This window comes from Mucisphaera sp. (genome assembly GCF_965279675.1).
Taxonomy (GTDB): domain Bacteria; phylum Planctomycetota; class Phycisphaerae; order Phycisphaerales; family Phycisphaeraceae; genus Mucisphaera.
Map to the genome: position 1 here is coordinate 3,171,796 of NZ_CBDIIJ010000002.1, position 19,945 is coordinate 3,191,740.

The 19,945-nt window shown below is 61.4% G+C and carries 17 protein-coding genes and 1 tRNA gene; 13 read left to right on the forward strand and 5 right to left on the reverse strand.

Annotated features, from left to right (window positions below):
* Positions 1–17 precede the first annotated feature (17 nt).
* The 6 genes from ACQZAB_RS13580 to ACQZAB_RS13605 all read left to right on the forward strand — a co-directional run bounded on the left by ACQZAB_RS13580 (position 18) and on the right by ACQZAB_RS13605 (position 7,003).
* Positions 18–1,208 carry a PQQ-dependent sugar dehydrogenase gene (locus ACQZAB_RS13580; protein WP_428390056.1) on the forward strand — a complete coding sequence of 397 codons (1,191 nt, stop codon included), beginning with the start codon at positions 18–20 and terminating at the stop codon, positions 1,206–1,208.
* Positions 1,208–1,906 carry a type II secretion system protein gene (locus tag ACQZAB_RS13585; RefSeq protein WP_428390057.1) on the forward strand — a complete coding sequence of 233 codons (699 nt, stop codon included), beginning with the start codon at positions 1,208–1,210 and terminating at the stop codon, positions 1,904–1,906. The genes ACQZAB_RS13580 and ACQZAB_RS13585 overlap by 1 nt, the downstream gene beginning before the upstream one ends.
* 186 nt (positions 1,907–2,092) lie before the next feature.
* Positions 2,093–3,559, forward strand: coding sequence for an ABC transporter substrate-binding protein (locus ACQZAB_RS13590; RefSeq protein WP_428390058.1), 1,467 nt, complete (start codon positions 2,093–2,095; stop codon positions 3,557–3,559).
* Positions 3,546–4,433, forward strand: a complete 888-nt coding sequence (locus ACQZAB_RS13595; RefSeq protein WP_428390059.1) for a carbohydrate ABC transporter permease — start codon at positions 3,546–3,548, stop codon at positions 4,431–4,433. The genes ACQZAB_RS13590 and ACQZAB_RS13595 overlap by 14 nt, the downstream gene beginning before the upstream one ends.
* A 6-nt stretch (positions 4,434–4,439) precedes the next feature.
* Positions 4,440–5,801 carry a carbohydrate ABC transporter permease gene (locus ACQZAB_RS13600; protein WP_428390060.1) on the forward strand — a complete coding sequence of 454 codons (1,362 nt, stop codon included), beginning with the start codon at positions 4,440–4,442 and terminating at the stop codon, positions 5,799–5,801.
* Positions 5,802–5,848: 47 nt separating this feature from the next.
* Positions 5,849–7,003, forward strand: coding sequence for an ADP-ribosylglycohydrolase family protein (locus ACQZAB_RS13605; protein WP_428390061.1), 1,155 nt, complete (start codon positions 5,849–5,851; stop codon positions 7,001–7,003).
* A 9-nt stretch (positions 7,004–7,012) separates the two neighbouring features.
* Here ACQZAB_RS13605 and ACQZAB_RS13610 read toward each other — a convergent pair whose 3' ends face one another.
* Complete coding sequence (locus ACQZAB_RS13610) at positions 7,013–8,215, reverse strand: M20/M25/M40 family metallo-hydrolase (RefSeq protein WP_428390062.1); 1,203 nt, start codon at positions 8,213–8,215, stop codon at positions 7,013–7,015.
* A 56-nt stretch (positions 8,216–8,271) separates the two neighbouring features.
* Between ACQZAB_RS13610 and ACQZAB_RS13615 the strand changes: the two genes are divergently transcribed.
* Positions 8,272–9,507 carry an NAD(P)/FAD-dependent oxidoreductase gene (locus ACQZAB_RS13615; protein WP_428390063.1) on the forward strand — a complete coding sequence of 412 codons (1,236 nt, stop codon included), beginning with the start codon at positions 8,272–8,274 and terminating at the stop codon, positions 9,505–9,507.
* Positions 9,508–9,561: 54 nt separating this feature from the next.
* Here ACQZAB_RS13615 and ACQZAB_RS13620 read toward each other — a convergent pair.
* Positions 9,562–9,647: transfer RNA gene (locus ACQZAB_RS13620), tRNA-Leu, on the reverse strand.
* 137 nt (positions 9,648–9,784) lie between these two features.
* Between ACQZAB_RS13620 and ACQZAB_RS13625 the strand changes: the two genes are divergently transcribed.
* The 6 genes from ACQZAB_RS13625 to ACQZAB_RS13650 all read left to right on the forward strand — a co-directional run bounded on the left by ACQZAB_RS13625 (position 9,785) and on the right by ACQZAB_RS13650 (position 15,447).
* On the forward strand, positions 9,785–11,137 hold the full coding sequence (locus tag ACQZAB_RS13625) for an aspartate kinase (RefSeq protein WP_428390064.1): 1,353 nt from the start codon (positions 9,785–9,787) through the stop codon (positions 11,135–11,137).
* Positions 11,137–12,171 carry an AEC family transporter gene (locus ACQZAB_RS13630; protein WP_428390065.1) on the forward strand — a complete coding sequence of 345 codons (1,035 nt, stop codon included), beginning with the start codon at positions 11,137–11,139 and terminating at the stop codon, positions 12,169–12,171. The genes ACQZAB_RS13625 and ACQZAB_RS13630 overlap by 1 nt, the downstream gene beginning before the upstream one ends.
* Before the next feature lie 10 nt (positions 12,172–12,181).
* Entirely contained in the window at positions 12,182–12,952 is a 771-nt protein-coding gene (locus ACQZAB_RS13635; RefSeq protein WP_428390066.1) for a hypothetical protein, read from the forward strand.
* A gap of 29 nt (positions 12,953–12,981) precedes the next feature.
* Positions 12,982–13,788 (forward strand): hypothetical protein, encoded by an 807-nt coding sequence (locus ACQZAB_RS13640; protein WP_428390067.1) that lies wholly within the window; start codon positions 12,982–12,984, stop codon positions 13,786–13,788.
* 65 nt (positions 13,789–13,853) lie between these two features.
* Positions 13,854–14,531: a UbiX family flavin prenyltransferase gene (locus ACQZAB_RS13645; protein ID WP_428390068.1), complete on the forward strand. Its 678-nt coding sequence runs from the start codon at positions 13,854–13,856 to the stop codon at positions 14,529–14,531.
* Entirely contained in the window at positions 14,518–15,447 is a 930-nt protein-coding gene (locus tag ACQZAB_RS13650; protein ID WP_428390069.1) for a UbiA-like polyprenyltransferase, read from the forward strand. Before ACQZAB_RS13645 ends, ACQZAB_RS13650 begins: the two co-directional genes overlap by 14 nt.
* Positions 15,448–15,768: 321 nt before the next feature.
* Here ACQZAB_RS13650 and aroF read toward each other — a convergent pair whose 3' ends face one another.
* The 3 genes from aroF to ACQZAB_RS13665 all read right to left on the reverse strand — a co-directional run bounded on the left by aroF (position 15,769) and on the right by ACQZAB_RS13665 (position 19,804).
* The gene (gene aroF / locus ACQZAB_RS13655) at positions 15,769–16,809 is read right to left on the reverse strand and encodes a 3-deoxy-7-phosphoheptulonate synthase (protein ID WP_428390070.1); all 1,041 of its coding nucleotides are present in this window, start codon (positions 16,807–16,809) and stop codon (positions 15,769–15,771) included.
* 268 nt (positions 16,810–17,077) lie between these two features.
* Entirely contained in the window at positions 17,078–17,965 is an 888-nt protein-coding gene (locus ACQZAB_RS13660; RefSeq protein ID WP_428390071.1) for a hypothetical protein, read from the reverse strand.
* An 18-nt stretch (positions 17,966–17,983) separates the two neighbouring features.
* Positions 17,984–19,804, reverse strand: coding sequence for an FG-GAP-like repeat-containing protein (locus tag ACQZAB_RS13665; protein WP_428390072.1), 1,821 nt, complete (start codon positions 19,802–19,804; stop codon positions 17,984–17,986).
* Positions 19,805–19,945: the final 141 nt, after the last annotated feature.

Genomic DNA, 19,945 nt, shown 5'->3' on the forward strand with positions numbered 1-19,945 from the left:
TAGCCACGGGAGTTTCATTGATGCTTCGACTGAACACGCTTTTGACGGCCTTTGTGGTCGGTTTCCTGGGAATGACCGGTGTGGCCTGCGGGCAAGCCCCGCGTGGGCCGGTCCAGCCGACGGGTGCCTCTCCTGAGGCTTCGGGCTGGGCGACCGAGACTGTTGTCGAGGGGCTGAACAGGCCGTGGGGTATGGCGTGGCTGCCCGATGGCCAGACGATGCTGATTACTGAACGGAGCGGGTCGCTGAGGCTGATTCGGGATGGGTCGCTGATCGCAGCTCCTGTCGCTGGGGTTCCTGGGGCTCTGGCACATGGCCAAGGCGGGCTGATGGATGTGGTGTTGCACCCGTCGTTCGAACGGAATCGTTGGGTTTATCTGACGATGTCGACCGGCACGCGCGAAGCGAATCGGACGGCCCTTGTGAGGGGCGTGCTCAGTGAGGATGCCACCCGACTCGTGGGGGCGCGGACACTGTTTGAGGTCTCGCAGGACAAACCGGGTGGACAGCACTTCGGCTCGAGGCTGCTCTGGCTGCCGGATGGCACGCTGCTGATGTCCATTGGTGATGGCGGCAACCCGCCGACGGAGGTAGAGGGTCAGCACGTGCGTCTGTTTGCTCAGGATGTGTCCAGCCATTTCGGGAAGACGCTGCGTCTGACAGAAGATGGTGAGCCGGCTGCGAATAACCCTTTCTCCGGCCATGCCGAAGCGGCTGCGGAAGTGTTTACTTATGGACACCGGAACATCCAGGGCATGGCGATCGATCCAGCGACGGGCACAATTTACGCCACCGAGCATGGCGCGCGTGGCGGGGATGAGTTGAACATCCTGACGCCTGGCACGAACTACGGTTGGCCGGCGGCGACTTACTCGATCGAGTACTGGGGGCCGCGGATTTCCGATATCGCCTCAATGCCCGGTGCTGCGGACCCCGAAGTGGTTTGGACGCCTTGTATCGCTCCGTCCGGGCTGACCTTCTACACGGGCGATCGTTATCCGGCCTGGCGAGGTGACCTCTTCGCGGGTGGTCTTGTGCTGCGTCAGATCCGGCGGATCGATCTGGAGAATGGGCGGGTCGTCGGCCAGGAAACACTGAGCTTCGATGAGCGGGTTCGTGATGTGAGGCAAGGCCCCGATGGCTTTATGTATGTGCTAACCGACGCCGGCAATGGTGAACTGCTTCGGATCGTGACCGCCAGCGAATGATGCGTGAGAAGCGTCCAGATTCATGTCGTTGGGACGGCCGGGCCTTTACGCTGATCGAGCTTCTGGTCGTCATATCGGTGATAGCGGTCTTGGTTGGTCTGCTGCTGCCGGCCCTGTCCTCGGCGAGAGATGTGGCGAGGTCATCTGTGTGTCTGTCGAATCTGCGTCAGGCTTTTCTGGCGATTCGTCTCTATGCGGATGAGCACGACGGGATAGGGCCTGCGATCGGGCAGCCCTACGGTTCACGGCCTAACTGGGGACTCGAGGTGCAGGCGCGCGTAGGACGTTCGGGGTCGACCAGCAGCGAGTTGTATGACGTGGAATCGGTCTTGGTCTGCCCGGCGACCGAAGCTCAGCGTGAGGTACCGATGACGCGCACGTATGCCATGAACGCGACCGGGCATGCCGGTGTGTCTGGCGATGTGGGTGATTACGATGAGGCGGGTTCTTACCTTCATCTCGATCGGATTGTGGCGGCTTCGCGTACCCCGTTGCTTTTAGATTCTTCCGAAGCGGCTGGGGTTACACCCAGCGGGCGTACAACGAGTGTGATCGATTTCAGAAATCCCGAACACGTGCCACAGCGGGTAGGGCTCGTTCACGCAGGTGGCGAGGGGTTTAACCGATTGATGGTGGATGGTTCGGCGGGTTCGGGCCGACTGCCGGTACCTGATCATTGGCTGGAGCCGTTGCCCTAGCGGTCGTTTCTCCGAAACGTGCTATAGGCGCTATTGTTTCAGGCCGTTTCATCGACTTAGGGGTCGCCGAGGGCTCCAGAAGCATTAGCAGAACGCTACACTGCTGGCGTAGCTATCTCATGCCTGCCGGCTGATGCTGGCTCTGGACGGCTTGCCTGTTTCACTGGCGTTTCTCAGGAGTTCGACATGATCCTCGCCCCGGCGTTCTGGCAGAGATGGTCTCTGTTGTGCTTGATCTTATTGGGATGCCCGGTGCTTTTCGGTTGCGGAGAGCGAGAGGCCGAGCGCACGGCTGATGGCCGGATCATTCTTCAATACTGGGAGAAGTGGGGCTCGTTCGAGGCCGAGGCGATGCGTCGGGTGGTGGATGATTACAACGCTTCACAGGATCGCGTGCTGGTCAGGTTCCTCACCGTGAGCCAGATCGATCAGAAGGTGCTCCTGGCCACGGCGGGTGGGAATCCACCTGACATCGCCGGGCTCTGGGGCTACATGGTTCCGAGTTATGCTGAAAAGAATGCACTGACCCCCCTGAATGACTACATCGAGCGGGCGGGTATCAAGGGTGAAGACTATTACCCTGCTCTCTGGGATACGGTCAGCCATCGCGACTATGTCTGGGCCCTTCCGACGACCCCCGCCACGGTCGGGCTGCACTGGAACAAGAAGTTATTTCGTGAGGCGGGGCTCGATCCGGAGCGCCCGCCCCAGTCGATCGCCGAGCTGGACGAGATGGTTGAGAAGCTGACCATCGTGGCCTTCGAGCGGGACGGTGAACCTGTGGAAGTTCGGTACTCGGAGATGACCGACGCCGAGAAGGCGGCGATGGCCGACGATAGGAACGCCTCTGATTTTCAGATTATTCAGTTGGGGCACTCGCCGACCTGGCCGGGCTGGTGGCTGGATATGTGGGGCTACTGGTGGGGTGCCTCCCTAGTCAGCGAGGACGGCACCCGGGTCACACCGACCGACGAGGCCAACGTAGGGGGCATGGCCTGGCTCCGAAGCTACACCGAGAAGTTCGGCACCCGTAATCTGCTGGGTTTTGGCAGCTCGTTTGGTAATTTTGGCTCGCCGCAGAATCCGTTTCTCGAAGGCCGGATCGCGATGGTTCTGCAGGGGGTCTGGCTCTACAACTTCATCGATCAGTTCTCGCCTCAGATGGAATGGGGCGCGGCGCCGTTCCCGTCGGTTGATCCGGAACGGCTCCCGAACGTCACGATTCTGGAATCGGACGTGCTGGTCGTCCCCAAGGGTGCGCTTCACCCTCAGGAAGCCTTTAATTTTATTGCTTATGTCAATCAGCAGGGGCCGATGGAGAAGCTCTGTCTGGGGCACCGGAAGTTCAGCCCGCTGGTGCATACGAGCGAGCGCTTCCTTGAGGATCACCCGAATCCGTATATCGAGGTCTTTATTGAACTGGCATCGAGTCCTAACGCAAGGACGACGCCATTGATCCCGCTCTGGCAGGAATACAAGGCCGAATTGATCGTCAGCGCTAATTCGATCTACCGCCAGACGCTCGACCCGCTGGAGGGTATGGAGCGGGTTGAGAATCGTGTCCAGCGGAAACTCGATCGTTCGGTCAGACGGTGGGAGCTGACCCGAGAGGCACGTCTCGCCGAATGGGAGGGCAACGATGACCAGAGGTGAGCGACAGAAACTGACCGCGGGGCTCGCGTTCATCAGCCCGTGGATCATCGGCCTGTGCGTCTTTGGCATCTACCCGGTGGCGATGGCCGTGTATTACTCCTTCTGCGACTACGACATCCTCCGGAGCCCGATCTGGATCGGGGTCGAGAACTATCAGGAAATGGCCACCGACGAGTTGTTCTGGCTGTCGCTCTGGAACACGATGTACTACGCGGCCTTCGCCGTGCCACTCGGTCTGGTTATGGCCCTGACCTGTGCCGTGCTGCTGAACAAGGAGATTGCAGGTCGGTCGGTGTTCAGGACGCTTTTCTATATACCGGCGATCGTTCCGCTGGTGGGTGTGGCGATGATCTGGCTGTGGCTGTTCAACGGCCAGTTCGGTTTGGTCAATTACGCGCTTCAGGCCTTTTTCGGGATCGAAGGGCCTCTCTGGCTGGATGACCCGGACTGGACCAAGAACACGCTGATCCTGTCGCAGGTCTGGCAGATCGGCGGGACCATGGTGCTGTTTCTCGCGGGCCTGCAGGACGTTCCGAGATCGCTGTATGAATCGGCTGAACTCGATGGTGCCAATAGCTTTCACAAGTTCATGAATATCACCATTCCGATGGTGTCGCCGGTGATCTACTTCAACCTGATCATGGGCATCATCGGGGCCATGCAGGAGTTCGTGAAGCCCTTCGTGATGCTCCCGGACGGCGGATCGGAACGATCGGCGCTGCTGTACGCGGTCTATCTCTATCAGAACGCATTCACCTACAACAACATGGGGTATGCCTGTGCGATGGCGGTGGTGCTGTTTGCTCTCATTCTGCTGCTGACCTGGATCGCCCACGTCGGCATGCGTAGCCGTGTCTACTACGCGGGGGATTGACGGATCATGCCGAAGAAACTCTCACAACTTGTGCGCTTCATCATTCTCTGCATCGGCGGCTTTATCTTCACCGTACCGATGCTCTGGATGATCTCGACGTCTCTCAAGCCGATCGATCAGACCATGTCGCTGCCGCCACAATGGCTGCCGATGGAGGCGAGGGTGGATTTGTTCGGCCGTTCGGTCCAGGTCGGCGATGGCTCGGTGGATGAGGACGCGGCCAATGATGACGTGGTGACCGTTGCCTTTGCCTATCAGTGGCAGATCGAGATCGATAACCAGGCCGTGCCGGTCCGGGCGCTCGACGACCCGATGACGGAAGAGGTCAACGCCGAGATCAGGGTGATTGCCAACTATCACTGGGAGGCCGATATCGAAGACGAGCGTGTCGATGTTCGTCTGCGTGACATGGATACAGAAGCACCCGAAGCGGGTGCCGTTGATGTTCTGGTCCCGCTTGATGACGGGTCCTTCTCGATCCACACGATCACGACCGATCGGCTGCACCGGGTGTACGACCTGACAGACGATGAAGTCGACGCTGCGATTTCTCTCGAACAGCGGTTGGTGGTTCCAGCGGTTGCTGTCTCAAGGTCTGTTATCGACTGGGATGAGCGGGAGTACCTCGCGCACGCCTTGACCGAAGATGTTCAGGTGCGGGCCGGTGATATCGAGAGAAATGTCAACTTCCGTTGGCGAAACTACGGCGAGGCGATCGCGGAGATGGCCTATTTCCCGCAGTATCTCATCAACTCGCTGACGCTCTGCTTCCTCACCGTCTTCGGCACGGTGCTCTCCTGCTCGATCGTGGCCTATGGCTTCTCGCGTATCGACTGGCCGGGACGTGACAAGGTGTTCTTCATCGTGCTGGCGACCATGATGATCCCGTTCCCGGTGACGATGGTTCCTCTCTACGGACTCTTCCGCGAGTTCGGCTGGATCGGAACACTCCAGCCGCTCTGGGTGCCGACCTTCTTTGGCGCTGCGTTCAACATCTTTCTGCTGCGTCAGTTCTTCAAGACGATCCCGAGGGAGCTTTCGGAGGCCGCAACGATCGATGGCTGTGGGCACATCCGTATCTTCCTGCAGGTGATTCTGCCACTGGCCAAGCCGGCCATCGCGGTGGTCGCACTCTTCCAGTTCCTGGCGACCTGGAACGACTTCCTCGGTCCGCTCATCTATCTCACTGAGCAACAGGATTTCACGCTTGCGTTGGGCCTACAGTTCTTCCAGAGTCGCCAGGGCGGCACACAATGGCACTACCTGATGGCCGCGAGCACCATGGTCGTTCTGCCTGTCATCCTGCTGTTCTTCCTGGCCCAGCGAACGTTCATCGAGGGTATCTCGATGACGGGCATGAAGGGATAACCAGCTAAGGGCCCGACGTGCCAACGACGCTTACCGTCGAGCAGTTTATGGATCGTGCACGCGGTATGCTGCTACTGGCTGCGTATGGCGATGCCTTCGGAGCTGTGCGTGAAGCGGATGGCTTGAAGGGAGAGGCCGGGGATCCCGATGACCTCAAGCGGCTACCGAACGCCTCGTTGTTCTATGGCGGCGAGGGAATGGCGTGGAATGTCTGGGCGCCCAGCGAGCTCGTGTCAGGCCGTGTCGGCGTGGTCACGGATGACACCGAATACCGCCACCTGGTGCTCGAGCCCTACCTCAGAGATTGCCTGAGACGCGGCGAAGGCTACAGCACAGCGGGCTGGCTTGGCTGGCTGAAGAGTCTGGCGGTCAGCCCATCAAGCGACGCCTGGCTCGGGCTGCAGCGGTCTCAGCACGCAAGCGACTGGCTGGCCATGCACGCTGGCCATCGTGAAGAGCAATCGGCGGTCTTTTATCAGCCCAACAGACCGACCTGCTTCGGGCTCTTTGAGCACGCTCACCTCGGCGTGCTTGCCAGCCTCAGCGACAACCTGACTGGGCATGAGACTGTGGCGTTTTTCAGCCAGATCAATCCCCTCGATCACGGCCATGCCAAGCTAGTGACCGGTCTCTGGGCGTGCTTTGTGTCTAAAGCGGTCCGGATTCAGTCCGATGATGTGACCGCTTTGATTAATCGTTGTGCAGCAGACATCTCGGGGGCGTATGCCAGACAGCATCCGTCGATCCAGCAAGCCAGCGACCTGGCTCAGACTTGTTACACACGAACGACCGGGAATCGAGATTCTGAGTTTGTTGAAAGCTTCTCAGAAACGGTCTACCAGGCAGAGCTGCCTTACCTGAATCCGAAACCGGCCGACCGCAACTTTGATCCGCTCTACATGTGGATGCAGCTGGTGGCCTGCTCCGCTCGAGCCCGATCGATGTCTCACATGCTCACACTCCTGGCCGCCCTGCCAGGCGATACCGATACGGTCGCATCATTGGCCGGACTGATCGCGGGGGCTGCGACAGGCTACAAGAAGCTTATGGAGGATCAGGACGAAGGGTTTGTCGATGATCTTAGATCGGTTGAGGCTTACTGCAGCGAGGTGTTTGGGATCGACTTCGCAGCCTCGGCCACGCTGCTATACGAGGTAGCGCAAGCCGATGTACTGCGTTTAAGAGATAGGTCGGCGACCTAAACCGGAAGCTCAGGCGTGTCCCGCGGGGTCATCGTAGAGATGGCGGTGTTGATCGGCCCAGGATTCACACCAGTCTAGGAAGGGATCGCTACTGAGATCACTCTTCCTGTAGCCGGCCTGGGCAAGGGAGCTTGTCAGAGTGACAAGGTCGCGGAAGTCGGAGAGATCGATGTACTCGGGCGCTATCCCCTGGCCGTTTTCACCGATGTTGTGATAGTTACCCAGCGGCAGGCAGAGAGCGCCTGCCCGGCCCAGGTAGGTCTGGTAAACGGTGGACTCGCAGGAGCCGCCGGTCATCAACTGCCGCTGATACCTGAAGCCAGCATCACGGCTGGCGATGCGAGTTGACTGGGCTGAGAGCCAACTGGAGACGTCCGGGTCGTAGGTCATCCTCCGATCACCCACGCGCACAATCACGCCAGAGCCCACGGGCACCTCGCGACGTGCCATCGACATCTCGAGGCCGACATGCAGCGGTGCTCGCTCGGGATGCTTCAGGTTTCTGCAATGATCGATCGCTCCGAAAAACCCCCCCTCCTCGGCGCGCGTTAGCAGGAATCCGGTTGGACAAGGTTCTGTTCTGCGGGCGACCCTGCGCAGCGTGCAGAGCAGGGCCGCTACCGCGGCGATGTCATCGACGGCTCTAGCGTGTATCCGTCCCTCATGAATCGCCGGCGGGCCGAGTCTCCACATGCCGATCGCTCCGGGCTCGACCGGTTCGGGTACTTTCAGACGTACCAGCGAGGGCGATCCGCGTTCGGAGGTTTCGAGAATCTCTTCGAAGGTCGCATCAACCACGCGCCCGCCAAGCTTCAAGCCCGTGTTCGACTTCGACCAGGGCCCGCAGCCGTTATCAGCCATGCGCTTGCCGCCAGTCCAGAAACGGACGGGCTGGCCAGCCATCAAACGAGCCGGGACCCCGCCCATCCAGTGGGCCACCAGTTGGTCGGCCGATGCCATCCGAATCGCCCAGAAGCCCGGGTGATCCATGTGGGCAGTGAGCAGCAGGCGCGGCCGGCTGCGCGGGCTGGCGGTCAGCCTGAGATTTCCGAAACGATCCGCGCGGGTGTGCCAGCCGTAGCGTCTGGCGAAGCGGATCACGAAATCGGCGATGTGCTGCTCGTGAAATGGCGAAGTCGGCAGGCCGAGAAGCTGCTTCAGAACAGCAAGTTCCTGCTTGGTCGGGTGCTTTCGCTGATCCTGGCTGGTCATCGTTCAGAATCCATTCATCGGGTGCCTGACGTCGGTCGAGGCCATACCCTAAGGGGATGAACGCAAGCGTGTCTGATGAGCCAGTCATCATCGTCGGTGCCGGCATCTCCGGATTGACGTGTGCCGTCGAGTTGGTTGAGGCTGGCAGGCAGGTCCGTGTCCTTGAGGCCTCGGATGCTGTTGGCGGACGGATGCGGACCGATCGGCACGATGGGTTTCTGTTGGATCGTGGTTTTCAGGTTTTCCTCACCGGTTACCCCTACGCGATGAAGCGGCTGAATCTTCAGGCTTCGGCATGGCACGCCTTTGAGGCAGGGTCTCTGATCCGATGGCAAGGCGGGTTCGCCAGATTCAGCGATCCCTGGCGGCGTCCGGGCAGGCTGTTTGAAACGCTGCTGGGCGGTCCCGGAAATCTGATGGACCGATTCCGAATCGGTCGGCTGCGGACCATGTCCCGCAGGGCTACGCACGAGCAGGTCCAGACAACTCCAGAGACTGAAACCACCGGGCAGCTTTTCGATCGGCTGGGTTTCAGCCATCAGTTTCGCGAGGCTTTTCTGGACCCCTGGTGGCGGGGGGTGCTGCTTGATCGCGAGCTCACGGCTCCTGCGAGTTACCTGCGTTTCATTTTCCGAGCATTCTCCGATGGCGAAGCGGTCCTGCCTGCCCACGGGATCCAGCAACTGCCCGAGCACATGGCCAGTCAGCTGCCAGAAGGGATGATCGAACCCAACACGGCCGTCGCAGAGGTGACGCCCGATCACGTGACCCTGAGCACGGGTGAGCGGATCAGAGGGGCTGCCATCGTTCTGGCCACCGATCTGAGTTCGGCATACCGCTGTCTCGGTGCCGAAACACCTCCCTTGCGGGGAACACGGTGCATCTATTTCGCCGCTGACCGTGCCCCGGTCCCAGAGGCCATGCTGGTGCTCAACAGCGACCCTGAGGGCAGCTTTAACCACCTGTGCGTGCTCTCGAACGTCTGTCCCGGCTACGCACCGGCGGGTCGGGCCCTGGTCAGCGTGACGGCGATCGATCCGCTGGAACAGCCCGATGGCTTGGAGACTGCAGTGGTCCGGGAGCTTCGCGACTGGTTCGGGCCCGAGGTCGAAGGCTGGCAACACCTGAGGACCTATCACGTCCCTGAGGCCCTGCCCGTGATCGGTTCGCGAAAGCCGAAAGTGCCGGAAGGCCTGATCGTCGCAGGCGACTGGACCGCCACCGGGTCGATCGAGGGAGCCATGCTCAGCGGGAAGCGGGCGGCCGAGGCCGTGCTAGCTCGCCAAGTATAAAAAAAGCCGAAGCGGCAGTGCTTCGGCGGTCTCGACAGGCTTTTTTGATTCCAATGCCCGGGAGAGGACTCGAACCTCCAAGGGATTTTACTCCCACCACGACCTCAACGTGGCGCGTCTGCCAGTTTCGCCACCCGGGCAGGGGTGTCGAGCCCGGTAGTATAAACCAACTGGCGAGCTTGGCCAGTCGGCGGTGGGAGATCGGTCGCCAAGCCGGTTAGATCGGCTAAACTCTGCGGTCTGAGAGGTTTGCGGGGATGGCTTGAGGAGTATCAGCTTGGGTGTCCGCGTCAGCAAGTTTGGTGGCAGTTCGCTCGCCGATGCCGGTCAGATCGGCAAGGCGCTGGAGATCGTCCGCGCCGACGACAGACGGCGCTACGTCGTCCCCTCAGCCCCGGGCAAGTGCCACCGCGAGGACAACAAGATCACCGACCTGCTGCTGCGCTGTCACCGGCAGGCAAGTCAGGGCGAGTCGATCGATGACAGCTTTGCGGCGGTATCCAACCGCTTCATCAAGATCGAAGCCGACCTCGGCCTGAACATCGGCATGGCCGGTCTTCTCGAAGAGATCCGGAAGCAACTGCTGGAAGAAGTCTCAGCGAGCAGGGGCCCTGCTTACATCGCCAGTCGTGGCGAGCACCTGAACGGTCGCCTGGTCGCCGCGGCACTGGACATCCCGTTTATCGATCCCATCGACCAGATCCTGTTCAATGACCTGGGCCAGCTTCAGCGAGAGGCTACCTACGAACGCTTAGGAAGCACGCTGAAGAAGCACCAGCGAGCCGTGATACCCGGGTTCTATGGCGGCGGCCCCGATGGCCGGGTCATGGTCTTCTCCCGAGGCGGGTCGGATGTCACGGGATCGATCGTCGCGCGGTCAGTTCAGGCAGAGCTCTATGAAAACTGGACCGATGTCTCGGGTCTGCTGATGGCTGATCCGCGCATCGTGAAGAACCCAAGGCGTATCGAATCCCTGACCTACCGTGAACTTCGCGAGCTCTCCTACATGGGGGCCACGGTGCTCCACGATGAAGCGGTCTTCCCGGTTCGTGAGGCCGCCATCCCCGTCGAGGTACGCAACACCAACGCTCCAGATGAGCCCGGCACCCTGATCGTGCCTACCGAGAACGCCGGCGAGGTCACAACCCCGGTCACAGGTATCGCCGGCCGACGTGACTTCACCATCATCGCTGTCGAAAAGGCCCTGATGAACTCGGAAGTCGGCTTTGGTCGCAAGCTCCTGTCGGTCATCGAGGAGCAGGGCATCTGCTTTGAGCACATGCCCTCGGGCATCGACACCATGTCGATTGTTCTCCGTGACGACCTGGTCTCCGGGAAGATCGTCCAGATCGTCGATGGCATCCGGCAAGCCGTGAATCCGGACAACATCGAGGTGTTTCCAGATATCGCCCTGATCGCCACCGTCGGCCGCGGCATGGCTAAACAAACGGGCACCGCCGCCAGGCTCATGAACGCACTGGCCCAGGCGAACGTCAACATCCGGATGATCGATCAGGGCTCCAGTGAATTGAACATCATCGTCGGCATCGAAGCCGAAGATTTTGAAGTCGCACTCAACGCCATCTACCACGCCTTTGTGCCCAAAGCCGCTGCGGATCAAGCGGGCTGATGGATACACGAACGCTGGATTTTCTCATTTTCGCCGTCTTCAGCGTGTGCTGCCTCGCCGGTGGCTATGCCTCGCGCGAGAAGGGGTGGGTTCAAGAGGAAACCAGCCGGTTTCTGCACCTGATCACGATCTCGGTGCTCTGGGCGTTGATGGCCTTGATGGCGATCTGGCGACTGCCGCCGCTGGCGTCTAGCATCTGGATTCTCATCATCGAACCGACTCTGGTTCTGCTGCCCGCGGTCGTTGTTACCCTGATCTGCCGAAGACTCGGGTACTCGGCCGGCGAATCGGTGCTGCTCGGGATCGGTGCCGGACTGGCCAATCGCGGGTTCACGCTGGGTGCCTACTTTTGTTACGCGATGCTCGGGAATCCCGAGCACGCCCCGCCTGGCATCGACCCCACCGACGCCAACGCCGCCCAGGCCACCGCGGAGGCCGCCTTTGCCTATGCCGTCGCGGGCGTGAACGTCATGGCGGTCTGCGGGATCATCTTTCTCTACCCGCTGGCTCGTCGATTTGGACCCGAAGGCGGCAGGGGTGAACCGATCGGCAAACTGATCTTCCATAGCCTTGTGAGCTTCCGCGCGATGATCTTCTACACCTCGATCATCGCTCTGCTGCTGGCCGTCCTGCAGGTGCCTTACCCGGATGTCCTCGCCGAGGGCTCGCTGATGCGAGTGCTCCTCTACGTGAGCGCGTTCGGGGCCTACTTCGGCGTCGGCCTCCGGCTGCACTTCAACAGGCACGTCTTCCGATTTGGTCCGCACCTGGTGCTCGCGATCGCTCAATTTGTCGTTACCCCTCTGCTCACGTTCGGCCTGCTCTGGACGGCCCATCAGACGCAGACCCCACCAACCAGCCTGCTGGATCGTGTCTTCATCATCGAAGCCTTCATGCCGACGGCGATCCAGATGGTGATGATTGCCAACCTGTTCCGCCTGGATAGCCGTTTGGCTAGCGGCCTTTTTGTGGTGAACACCGCTCTGTTCCTCCTGATCCCCATGCCGATTCTGCTCTGGTGGTCGGCGGGTTAGAATCAATCTTGTGACCGACACCAGCACCATCGCAGTTGATATGGAAAAGGCCAGCGCCGCTCTGCTGGAGCGTGACTACCTCACCTGTGAGCTCTATGCCGAGCGCGCCCTCACAGAAGCCAGACGGCTCGAATCGTGGGACGACTACGCACGCATCCTGATGCCGCTTCAGGAGAGCCGCAGGCAGCGCCGGATGATCGCCGCCGAGGGCTGGATGATCTTCGGCCCCGAGCGCGTCCAGACCGTTCTCGATAGCCTCGCAGCCAGCGGGCCTGCCCCAGGCCCCAAGCCCTATAGCAGCGCGGGCAAGCAACCCGGAGAGATCTACGCCGCACAAATCGTCGTTACAGCGCCACTCGGAGCACCTGAAGCAAGGCAGATCTGGAAGGAAGCCGTCCGTCGGCGTCTGTGGATCGAAGTCCTGCTCGCCGAAGGGTCAGGCCCGTCGCGAACCGTGCGGAGTTGGCGTGACCGCGAGATCGCCGCCTCCATAACCGCTCCGGAAGGATGCCCCATCGGCAGCTGGCTGGAGCCGGAGCAAGCGGTCAGCCAGGGCAAGACCAGCATCTCACCCAGCGCGTGGTTCCAGGATGCCGCCGAGACGCTTGGTGATGCCGCCGTGGCGATGCAGGCCGAAAGGTCTTCCTCCGTTGCCAAGCTTGACCGGCTTGCGCAGGCGATTGATGCCGTCCCCGATCACGAGATCCTCCACCAACGTCTGGCCGATGTCGCGAGGGACCTCCACCGGCTTGGCGACCTGTCCGATAGCTCCCCAAGCTAGACGTCTCTATGCCGGAGTGAGGACACCACATGAGTCATGCATCCAAGCGTTTTCCCTGGGCAACCATCCTGATGGTGACCATCGGCGTCATGACACTGGCTGGCGGAACCCTCGCTTATCTCGCGGCGAGCAAGCCGTCGCACGTCCGTGAGGCCCTCACCTGGCTGGACGATACCCCGACTACCGAGCGCCGTGCGACCGCTGAATCCCTGGAGCAGCGCCTCGCCTCGCTGTTCGCCGACGCCAACAGTTCGATCGACGCCGACACCCGTGCTTTGCTCGAAGGCAAGACCGCCTCGGCCAGTCTCGACGGCACGGGCCGCCGATTCGATTTCGCCTCGGCATCTGCCGCTGAGCGCAACCAACCCCAGCAGGTCAGGATGACTTTCAACGAGGCCAACGCATGGCTCAGCGAACGGCTCGGTGCCTGGATGGCCAACCAGGGTGCCTCCCTGCCAGAGTTCGCGAGCGACTTCCTCATCAATCAGGTCGATGGCCAGCTGGTGCTCGCTTTCAAACTCAAAACCGACGAGGTCACGGGCTGGGTGTCACTCTTTACGGACTTCACCTTCCAAACCACCGGCGAAGCCAGCATCAAGATCGCACGGATCGACGCCGGCACCCTCCGGCTGCCAAGACAGATCATCGCCAGCCAGCTTGAGAACTACGCCGATCAGGCCAAGGACGCGAGCAAAGCGCAGACCATCGCCGCGGCTTTCCATGGCCGCTCCTTCGACCCGGTCTTCCCGGTCGATAAGAAGGCCTCCGTCCGTCTAACCGGCCTCAAGGTCGATGGCGAGGGTGTCACGCTCGAACTGATCCGCGAGTCCCGGTAAGCCGGGCCGGAAACGCGGCCAGTCAAGCGCTAAACTCCCGACAGAACACTCATCGGAGCCTGGGTTTGGCCAGCCACGAACCACATCGCATCGTTGTCGGGATCACAGGAGCCAGCGGGGCCGCCTACGCCACCCGTCTGGTCGAGCTCGCTGTTGATGCAGGTGTCGAGGTTCACCTTGTCGTCTCCCCACTCGGCCGGCGGCTGCTCCACGACGAACTCGGGATGGAGAACGTCGATCTCGAACAACTCGCTGGCGACGGCTCGGTCCTCCTGGACAGCACAAAAGTCGAGCAACCCCGGACCGGCGGGTCCATCAAACTTCAGCCCTACCGCGACGTCGGAGCCCCCATGGCCTCCGGCTCATTCCGCCACGACGGGATGATCATCATCCCCTGCTCCTCCAACTCACTCGGGGCCATCGCCAACGGCGTCAGCCAGAACCTCATCCACCGGGCCGCCCACGTCACGCTCAAGGAACGACGCAAGCTGATCCTCGTGCATCGTGAAACCCCGCTGAATCTGATCGATATCAACAACATGAAGACGGTGACTGAAGCCGGAGCCCTCATGCTCCCCGCCAATCCAGGTTTCTACATGATACCCAAGTCGGTCGATGCCATCATCGATTTCGTCGTCGGCCGCTGCCTCGACCACCTCGAGATCGAGCACGACCTCAACGTGCGCTGGGCCGACCAGATCGCCAAAGAACGAGCCACGGGTCACGACGATGAGCACCACTGAATCGCCCGCTCCGGCTGTCCGCTCTCACGCACTCGCAGCGGCACGTGAGATCGCTGCCGACATCAAACTGGCCCACACCGTCTTCGCGCTGCCCTTCGCGCTGCTGGCCATGTTTCTCGCCGCCGGCAGTCAGCAGAGGCTGCCCAACGTACTTGAATGGGTGCTGATTCTCTTCTGCATGGTCACGGCTCGCACCTACGCCATGGCCCTGAATCGCTGGGCCGACGGGCGGCTGGATGCCGACAACCCGCGCACCGCTCGAAGAGCCATCCCCGCCGGCCGGGTCACCCCGGGCCAGATGCTGGCGGCCACGCTAGTGTCCGCAGGTCTGCTCGTCGCCGGTGCCGCGGGCTTCCTTCTGGCTGAGAATCCCTGGCCGCTGGTCTTCTCGCCCCTCGTCCTGCTGGTGCTGGGCGTCTACAGCTTCATGAAGCGCTTCTCGGCCTTCTGCCACATCGTCCTGGGGATTGCGCTCGGCCTCAGCCCGCTCGCCGCGGGTCTGGCCATCGGCCCCGCCTACCTCGCCGAACCCGAACTCTGGCTGCTCGCCGGCTTCGTCCTCGCCTGGGTCGCCGGCTTCGACATCCTCTACGCCCTCGCCGACCTCAAGCACGACCAGACGCACGGCATCCACTCCATCCCCTCAGCCCTCGGACTTGCGGGTGCCCTCTGGGCCTCCCGCACCCTCCACCTGCTGGCCGCCAGCCTGCTGCTCACACTAGCACTCGCCAGCCCCCTGCTCGGCCCGATCTTCCTGACCGCCGCCTACTTGTGCGTCGGCCTGCTGGTCCTCGAACACGCCCTGGTCGCCTCCCGCGACGACAAGATGCTGGACATCGCCTTTTTCACGGTCAACGGCGTGATCAGCGTGATCCTTGGCACTGCTGGCATCGCAGATCTGCTTCTGAATCGATGATTCAATCGAGACCCAACAACTCTTCGCGAGTTTTAGGAATTTCGATCTCCAACCAAGTCTGAGGCTGTGCCGGAAAATCGGCAGGCAACTCATCCCTTAGGCATGTGTACGTCAACTGATACTGCGGATAACTCAACAGCCCCTCTTTGGTTGAGCAGTAAGACATATGGTGGTGCCGCCAAAAAACACCTTGGTATCGATGGTCCTCGTGAAAATGCCGAGATTGTTCGTAACGTGCAATGAACTCCTCAGCACCAATCTGCTGATAGCGCGGGTCACACACAGAGCAAAAATCAGTGGTAGACGAGTCATTGAGCTACCTCACACTCCCACCCCCTCCACCACACACCGACGATCCACCGCCGAAGCCACCCGCTCCAGACTCACCATCAATGTCGCCAGCGTCTCGGGCGTGATGTTCTGAGCCCCATCCGTCATCGCGTGCTCCGGATCGGGGTGCACCTCGATCGCCAGCCCGTCGCAGCCCGCCGCAACAGCTGCACGTGCCATGTCTGGCACCAGCCGCGCGTGCCCCGTCCCGTGACTCGGATCGATCACGATCGGCAGATGCGTCCGGTGATGCAGTTCCGGCACCACCGAGAGTGACAGCGTGTTCCGCGTGTGATCCTCGAACGTCCGGATCCCACGCTCGCACAGAATCACATTCGGATTGCCCGCCGCCAGGATGTACTCAGCCGCTTGGAGGTACTCCTCCAGCGTCATCGCCATGCCACGCTTGTAGAGCACCGGCTTCGGCTGCTTGCCGCATTCCTGCAGCAGCTTGAAGTTCTGCGCATTGCGCGTGCCGATCTGCAGGCAGTCCGCGTACTCCGACACCAGCCCCACCTCCGAGGGCGTCAGCACCTCGGTCACGATCGGAAGCCCCGTTGCTTCCCGCGCCGCCGCGAGCATTTTCAGCCCTTCCTCGCCGTGCCCCTGGAAGGCGTACGGATTCGTCCTCGGCTTGTAAGCCCCTCCCCGCAGCGCATGAGCTCCGGCCTCTTTCACGGCCTTGGCCGATGCCAGAATATGCTCCGCCGACTCCACCGAACAGGGCCCGGCGATCACCGGCACGTGCTCGCCACCGAAGACGCAGTTCGGCCCGACCTCCACGAGTGATCGCGTACCCGCCTTGGCTTCGAGCGCCGCCATCTTGTACTTGGCCATCACCCGCATGACCCGGTCGACGCCATCCAGCCTTTCGAGCACTTCGCCGTCGACCTTGTTCTCGTCGCCTATCACCGCCACGACCGTCAGATCGGATCCGACAATGGGGTGGTCCTGAAGACCCATCTCTCGCACGAGCTTGCACACGTTGTCTACCTGTTCCTGACGGGCACCGGGTCGCATCACAACGATCATGGCTGATTCCTTCGCATGGGCTATCCGGCATGTGCCGGCGGGGCGTTCGTGGCTGTTAATGGGTATCGGCCCGACCACCGGACCAGATCAAACCCAATAAAAAACCCCGACGCCTAGCCGCGTCGGGGTCCGTCAAATGCTTCATTGAAGAAGGTCTAGGAGGACACCGCCACGGCTCGGAGCCGGGTAAACCAGAAGCCATAAAAATAGGCAAAGACGTTGTCCATGGATGGAAGTATGCCCGCTAATCCGCGCACGTCAAGCCGAATCACTCCGTGGTGACCGGCTCAGGCTCATCCGGCTCCAGAACCGGCGGGTTCCGCCAAGGCGGGGCCTCGCCCAGCGAGCCGGCGTGATCCTCAGGATCAAACGCAACCACTGTCTCACCAGCCAGACGTTGCAGGAAAAGCGCATCTTCCTCACTCAGGTCAACCAGCGTCGGCAAGCCATCTCTTGGATGGACCTTCTCACCCTCCATCCGCCGTGGAAGCCCCTCCGCCGTCTGCCCGAAGATCGTCTCGAAGAACACACAAGCTCCGAGGTACGAGCCCGCTGGCCCGGGATGCGTCTGATCGGGATCAAACAATTCCAACGCCGGCCGCTCCAGCCGAGCCACCCGCCAGGCCTCTCCAACTGGCGCCACCTCGACCTCGTGTTCAACCGCAAACTCCGAATACCCCTGCGTGATCCAGGGCTGCGTCTCGGGCATCCATCGCCGGGCCCAGGTCAGGTACATCACCACCCGTGTCGGACGGTCCTCGGATTCGTGCTCGCGGATGTGATCCACAAATCGCTCGCCGTACGCAAAGAACGACGGCCGCCGCTGCCAGAGGGTCCCCGTGCTGAACTCCTGCAGCACGATCAAGTCCCACGGCCCCTCCTCAGCGATCGCCACCTGAGCATCGCCGGGCGAGCCATCCTCATTCAGCCAGTGACGCTCAAATGAATACCCACCCTTGAGCACACGCTCGATCTCAACATCGATCCCACGCGACTCGGCCATCTGGTCGATCTGCTCAGGCAGGTTATTGAAATAGGTGTAGCTGTTCCCGATGAAAAGAATCCGAACGGGCTCCGGTTGCTGAGCCGCCACAACCGCCACCAACAAGCAGACAACAACCAACGCCCTCAGCCCCTGTGACAGGCCATCCATCATGATTCATCAACCTCTTACTCAGCGACGACGAACAAACCCAAACAAACCCGCAGCCAGCATGATCGCCGCATGGGGTTCCGGTGTCGAGACCGTCGATCCAAAGTTTGCCGCGAGCAGCGACAAGTCAATCAGATCCACCATCTGATCCCGGTTGAAATCCCCCTCCGACCAGCTCTTCTCTACGCCGCCAAAGTGCGTCGCCAGCAACGAAAGGTCGATCAGATCAACCCCGCCATCCAGGTTGCTGTCACCCGGGATCACCGACTCCACCACCGACAACCACTGATTCACCGACACCCCCTCCAGCACCTGCACCCAGCCCGACGGCCAGACGATCTCCACGCGATCGACAAGCCCATCGTGGTTACCCAACCCGAAATGGGCCGTGACCTCGCTCATCGCGAGGTAGTTCGAGGAGGCATTCACCTCGTGGAACAGCACACGGTCCGGCTCCGCGAGATCGGGCGTCACCGTGATCTTCGCACCGAGAGCATCCCGGTTCGACACCACACCTTCCAGATCTATCCGGAGAAAACCTCCAGCCGCCACGGTGTCATTCCGGTAAAGAATCGGCGTATCCCCGTTGCGAACCACAAGCACATCCAGATCACCATCCCGGTCGTGGTCCAGCGTCAGGAGCCCACGCCCCTGCCCGGTATCCGTCAGACCCGACGCTGCCGACTGCTCGCTGAACACCCCCTGCCCATCATTCACGAACAAGCGCATCGGGTCATCGAGATAAGCGTCCCCATCGAAAAAACCATTGGTGTGCACCGCATCGAGGTCGCCGTCGTTATCCAGGTCAGCCAGTTCTGCGCCCCAACCCCAGTAACCCTGCCGCACCCCTGCCGCCGTCGTGATGTCCGTCCACTGCCGCCCGCCATCGTTGCGGAACAATCGATTGCCATTCGGATGAGCATTAGGGGCATCAACAAAATCAATGTCCGTCACAAACCAGTCGAGGTCGCCATCGCCATCGATGTCGCCGAGGTCAAACCCCATGTCGTGCAAACCTGTACCAATGCCGCTCGCCGTCCCGTCAGTAAAGACACCTCCCCCCTCGTTCCAGAACAGCCGGCTGGTCCCGAAATCACTGGCCACCGCGAGGTCCGTCCGCCCGTCGCCATCGATATCCGAAAACCGAGGCGAGAACGACCAGGACCGCCCCGCATTCGGCCCGCTTTCCAGGTCCATCGCCACGCCGTAAGCCTCGGTCACATCCTCAAAGTGCCCGGGATCAGCCGCACCTGCATTCCGATAGAGACGAGCGTCCGCCGGCCCCGTCAGATTCGCAGGCCGCCACTCCGCCGCATAGATATCCAGATACCCATCCCGATCGATATCTCCCATCGCCACCCCGGTCCCGTAGAGCGCCCGGCGACCATCGCCGGGCGTCGCCGTTCTCACTACCGCCGCCTCATCAAACGTCCCATCGCCGCGATTCACATAGAGCAGGTGCTGATCGTGGTTGATGGTGGTGATGTAGAGATCGATGTCCCCATCGTTGTCGATATCACCCGCCGCCACGCCGTTGGTCATTGCCACCGGCGGCGGACTCGCCCATGCCGTGAACGAGACCGAGAACCCGCCCTGCTGATTGTTCAGATAGACCAGCGGCGGGATGTCCTGACCGGTAAACACCAGGTCCACCCAGCCATCCCCATTGAAGTCCGCCACCGCCGCACCGCCACTCATGCCTGTCACCGCCGGGGTCGTCGCCGGATCGCTAGCCGGCCCCTGCCGATGAAAGAGCCCCGCTGCAAGCGTCACATCTGTGAACTGCATCGCAGCCTGACCGGAAGCAGGCATCAGCCCGCCCGCGACAACCGCCCCCAGCAACCATGTACACCTCAGACCAGACAAACGCTTCTCCCACCTCATCCAGAGTGCCCAGACCTTACAACCGGCTCGGCCTCTGGCTGTTCGCAAGCCTACCCCACACAAGCTCTGCGGCCAGTCGAATCCCCCGGACAGGACCAT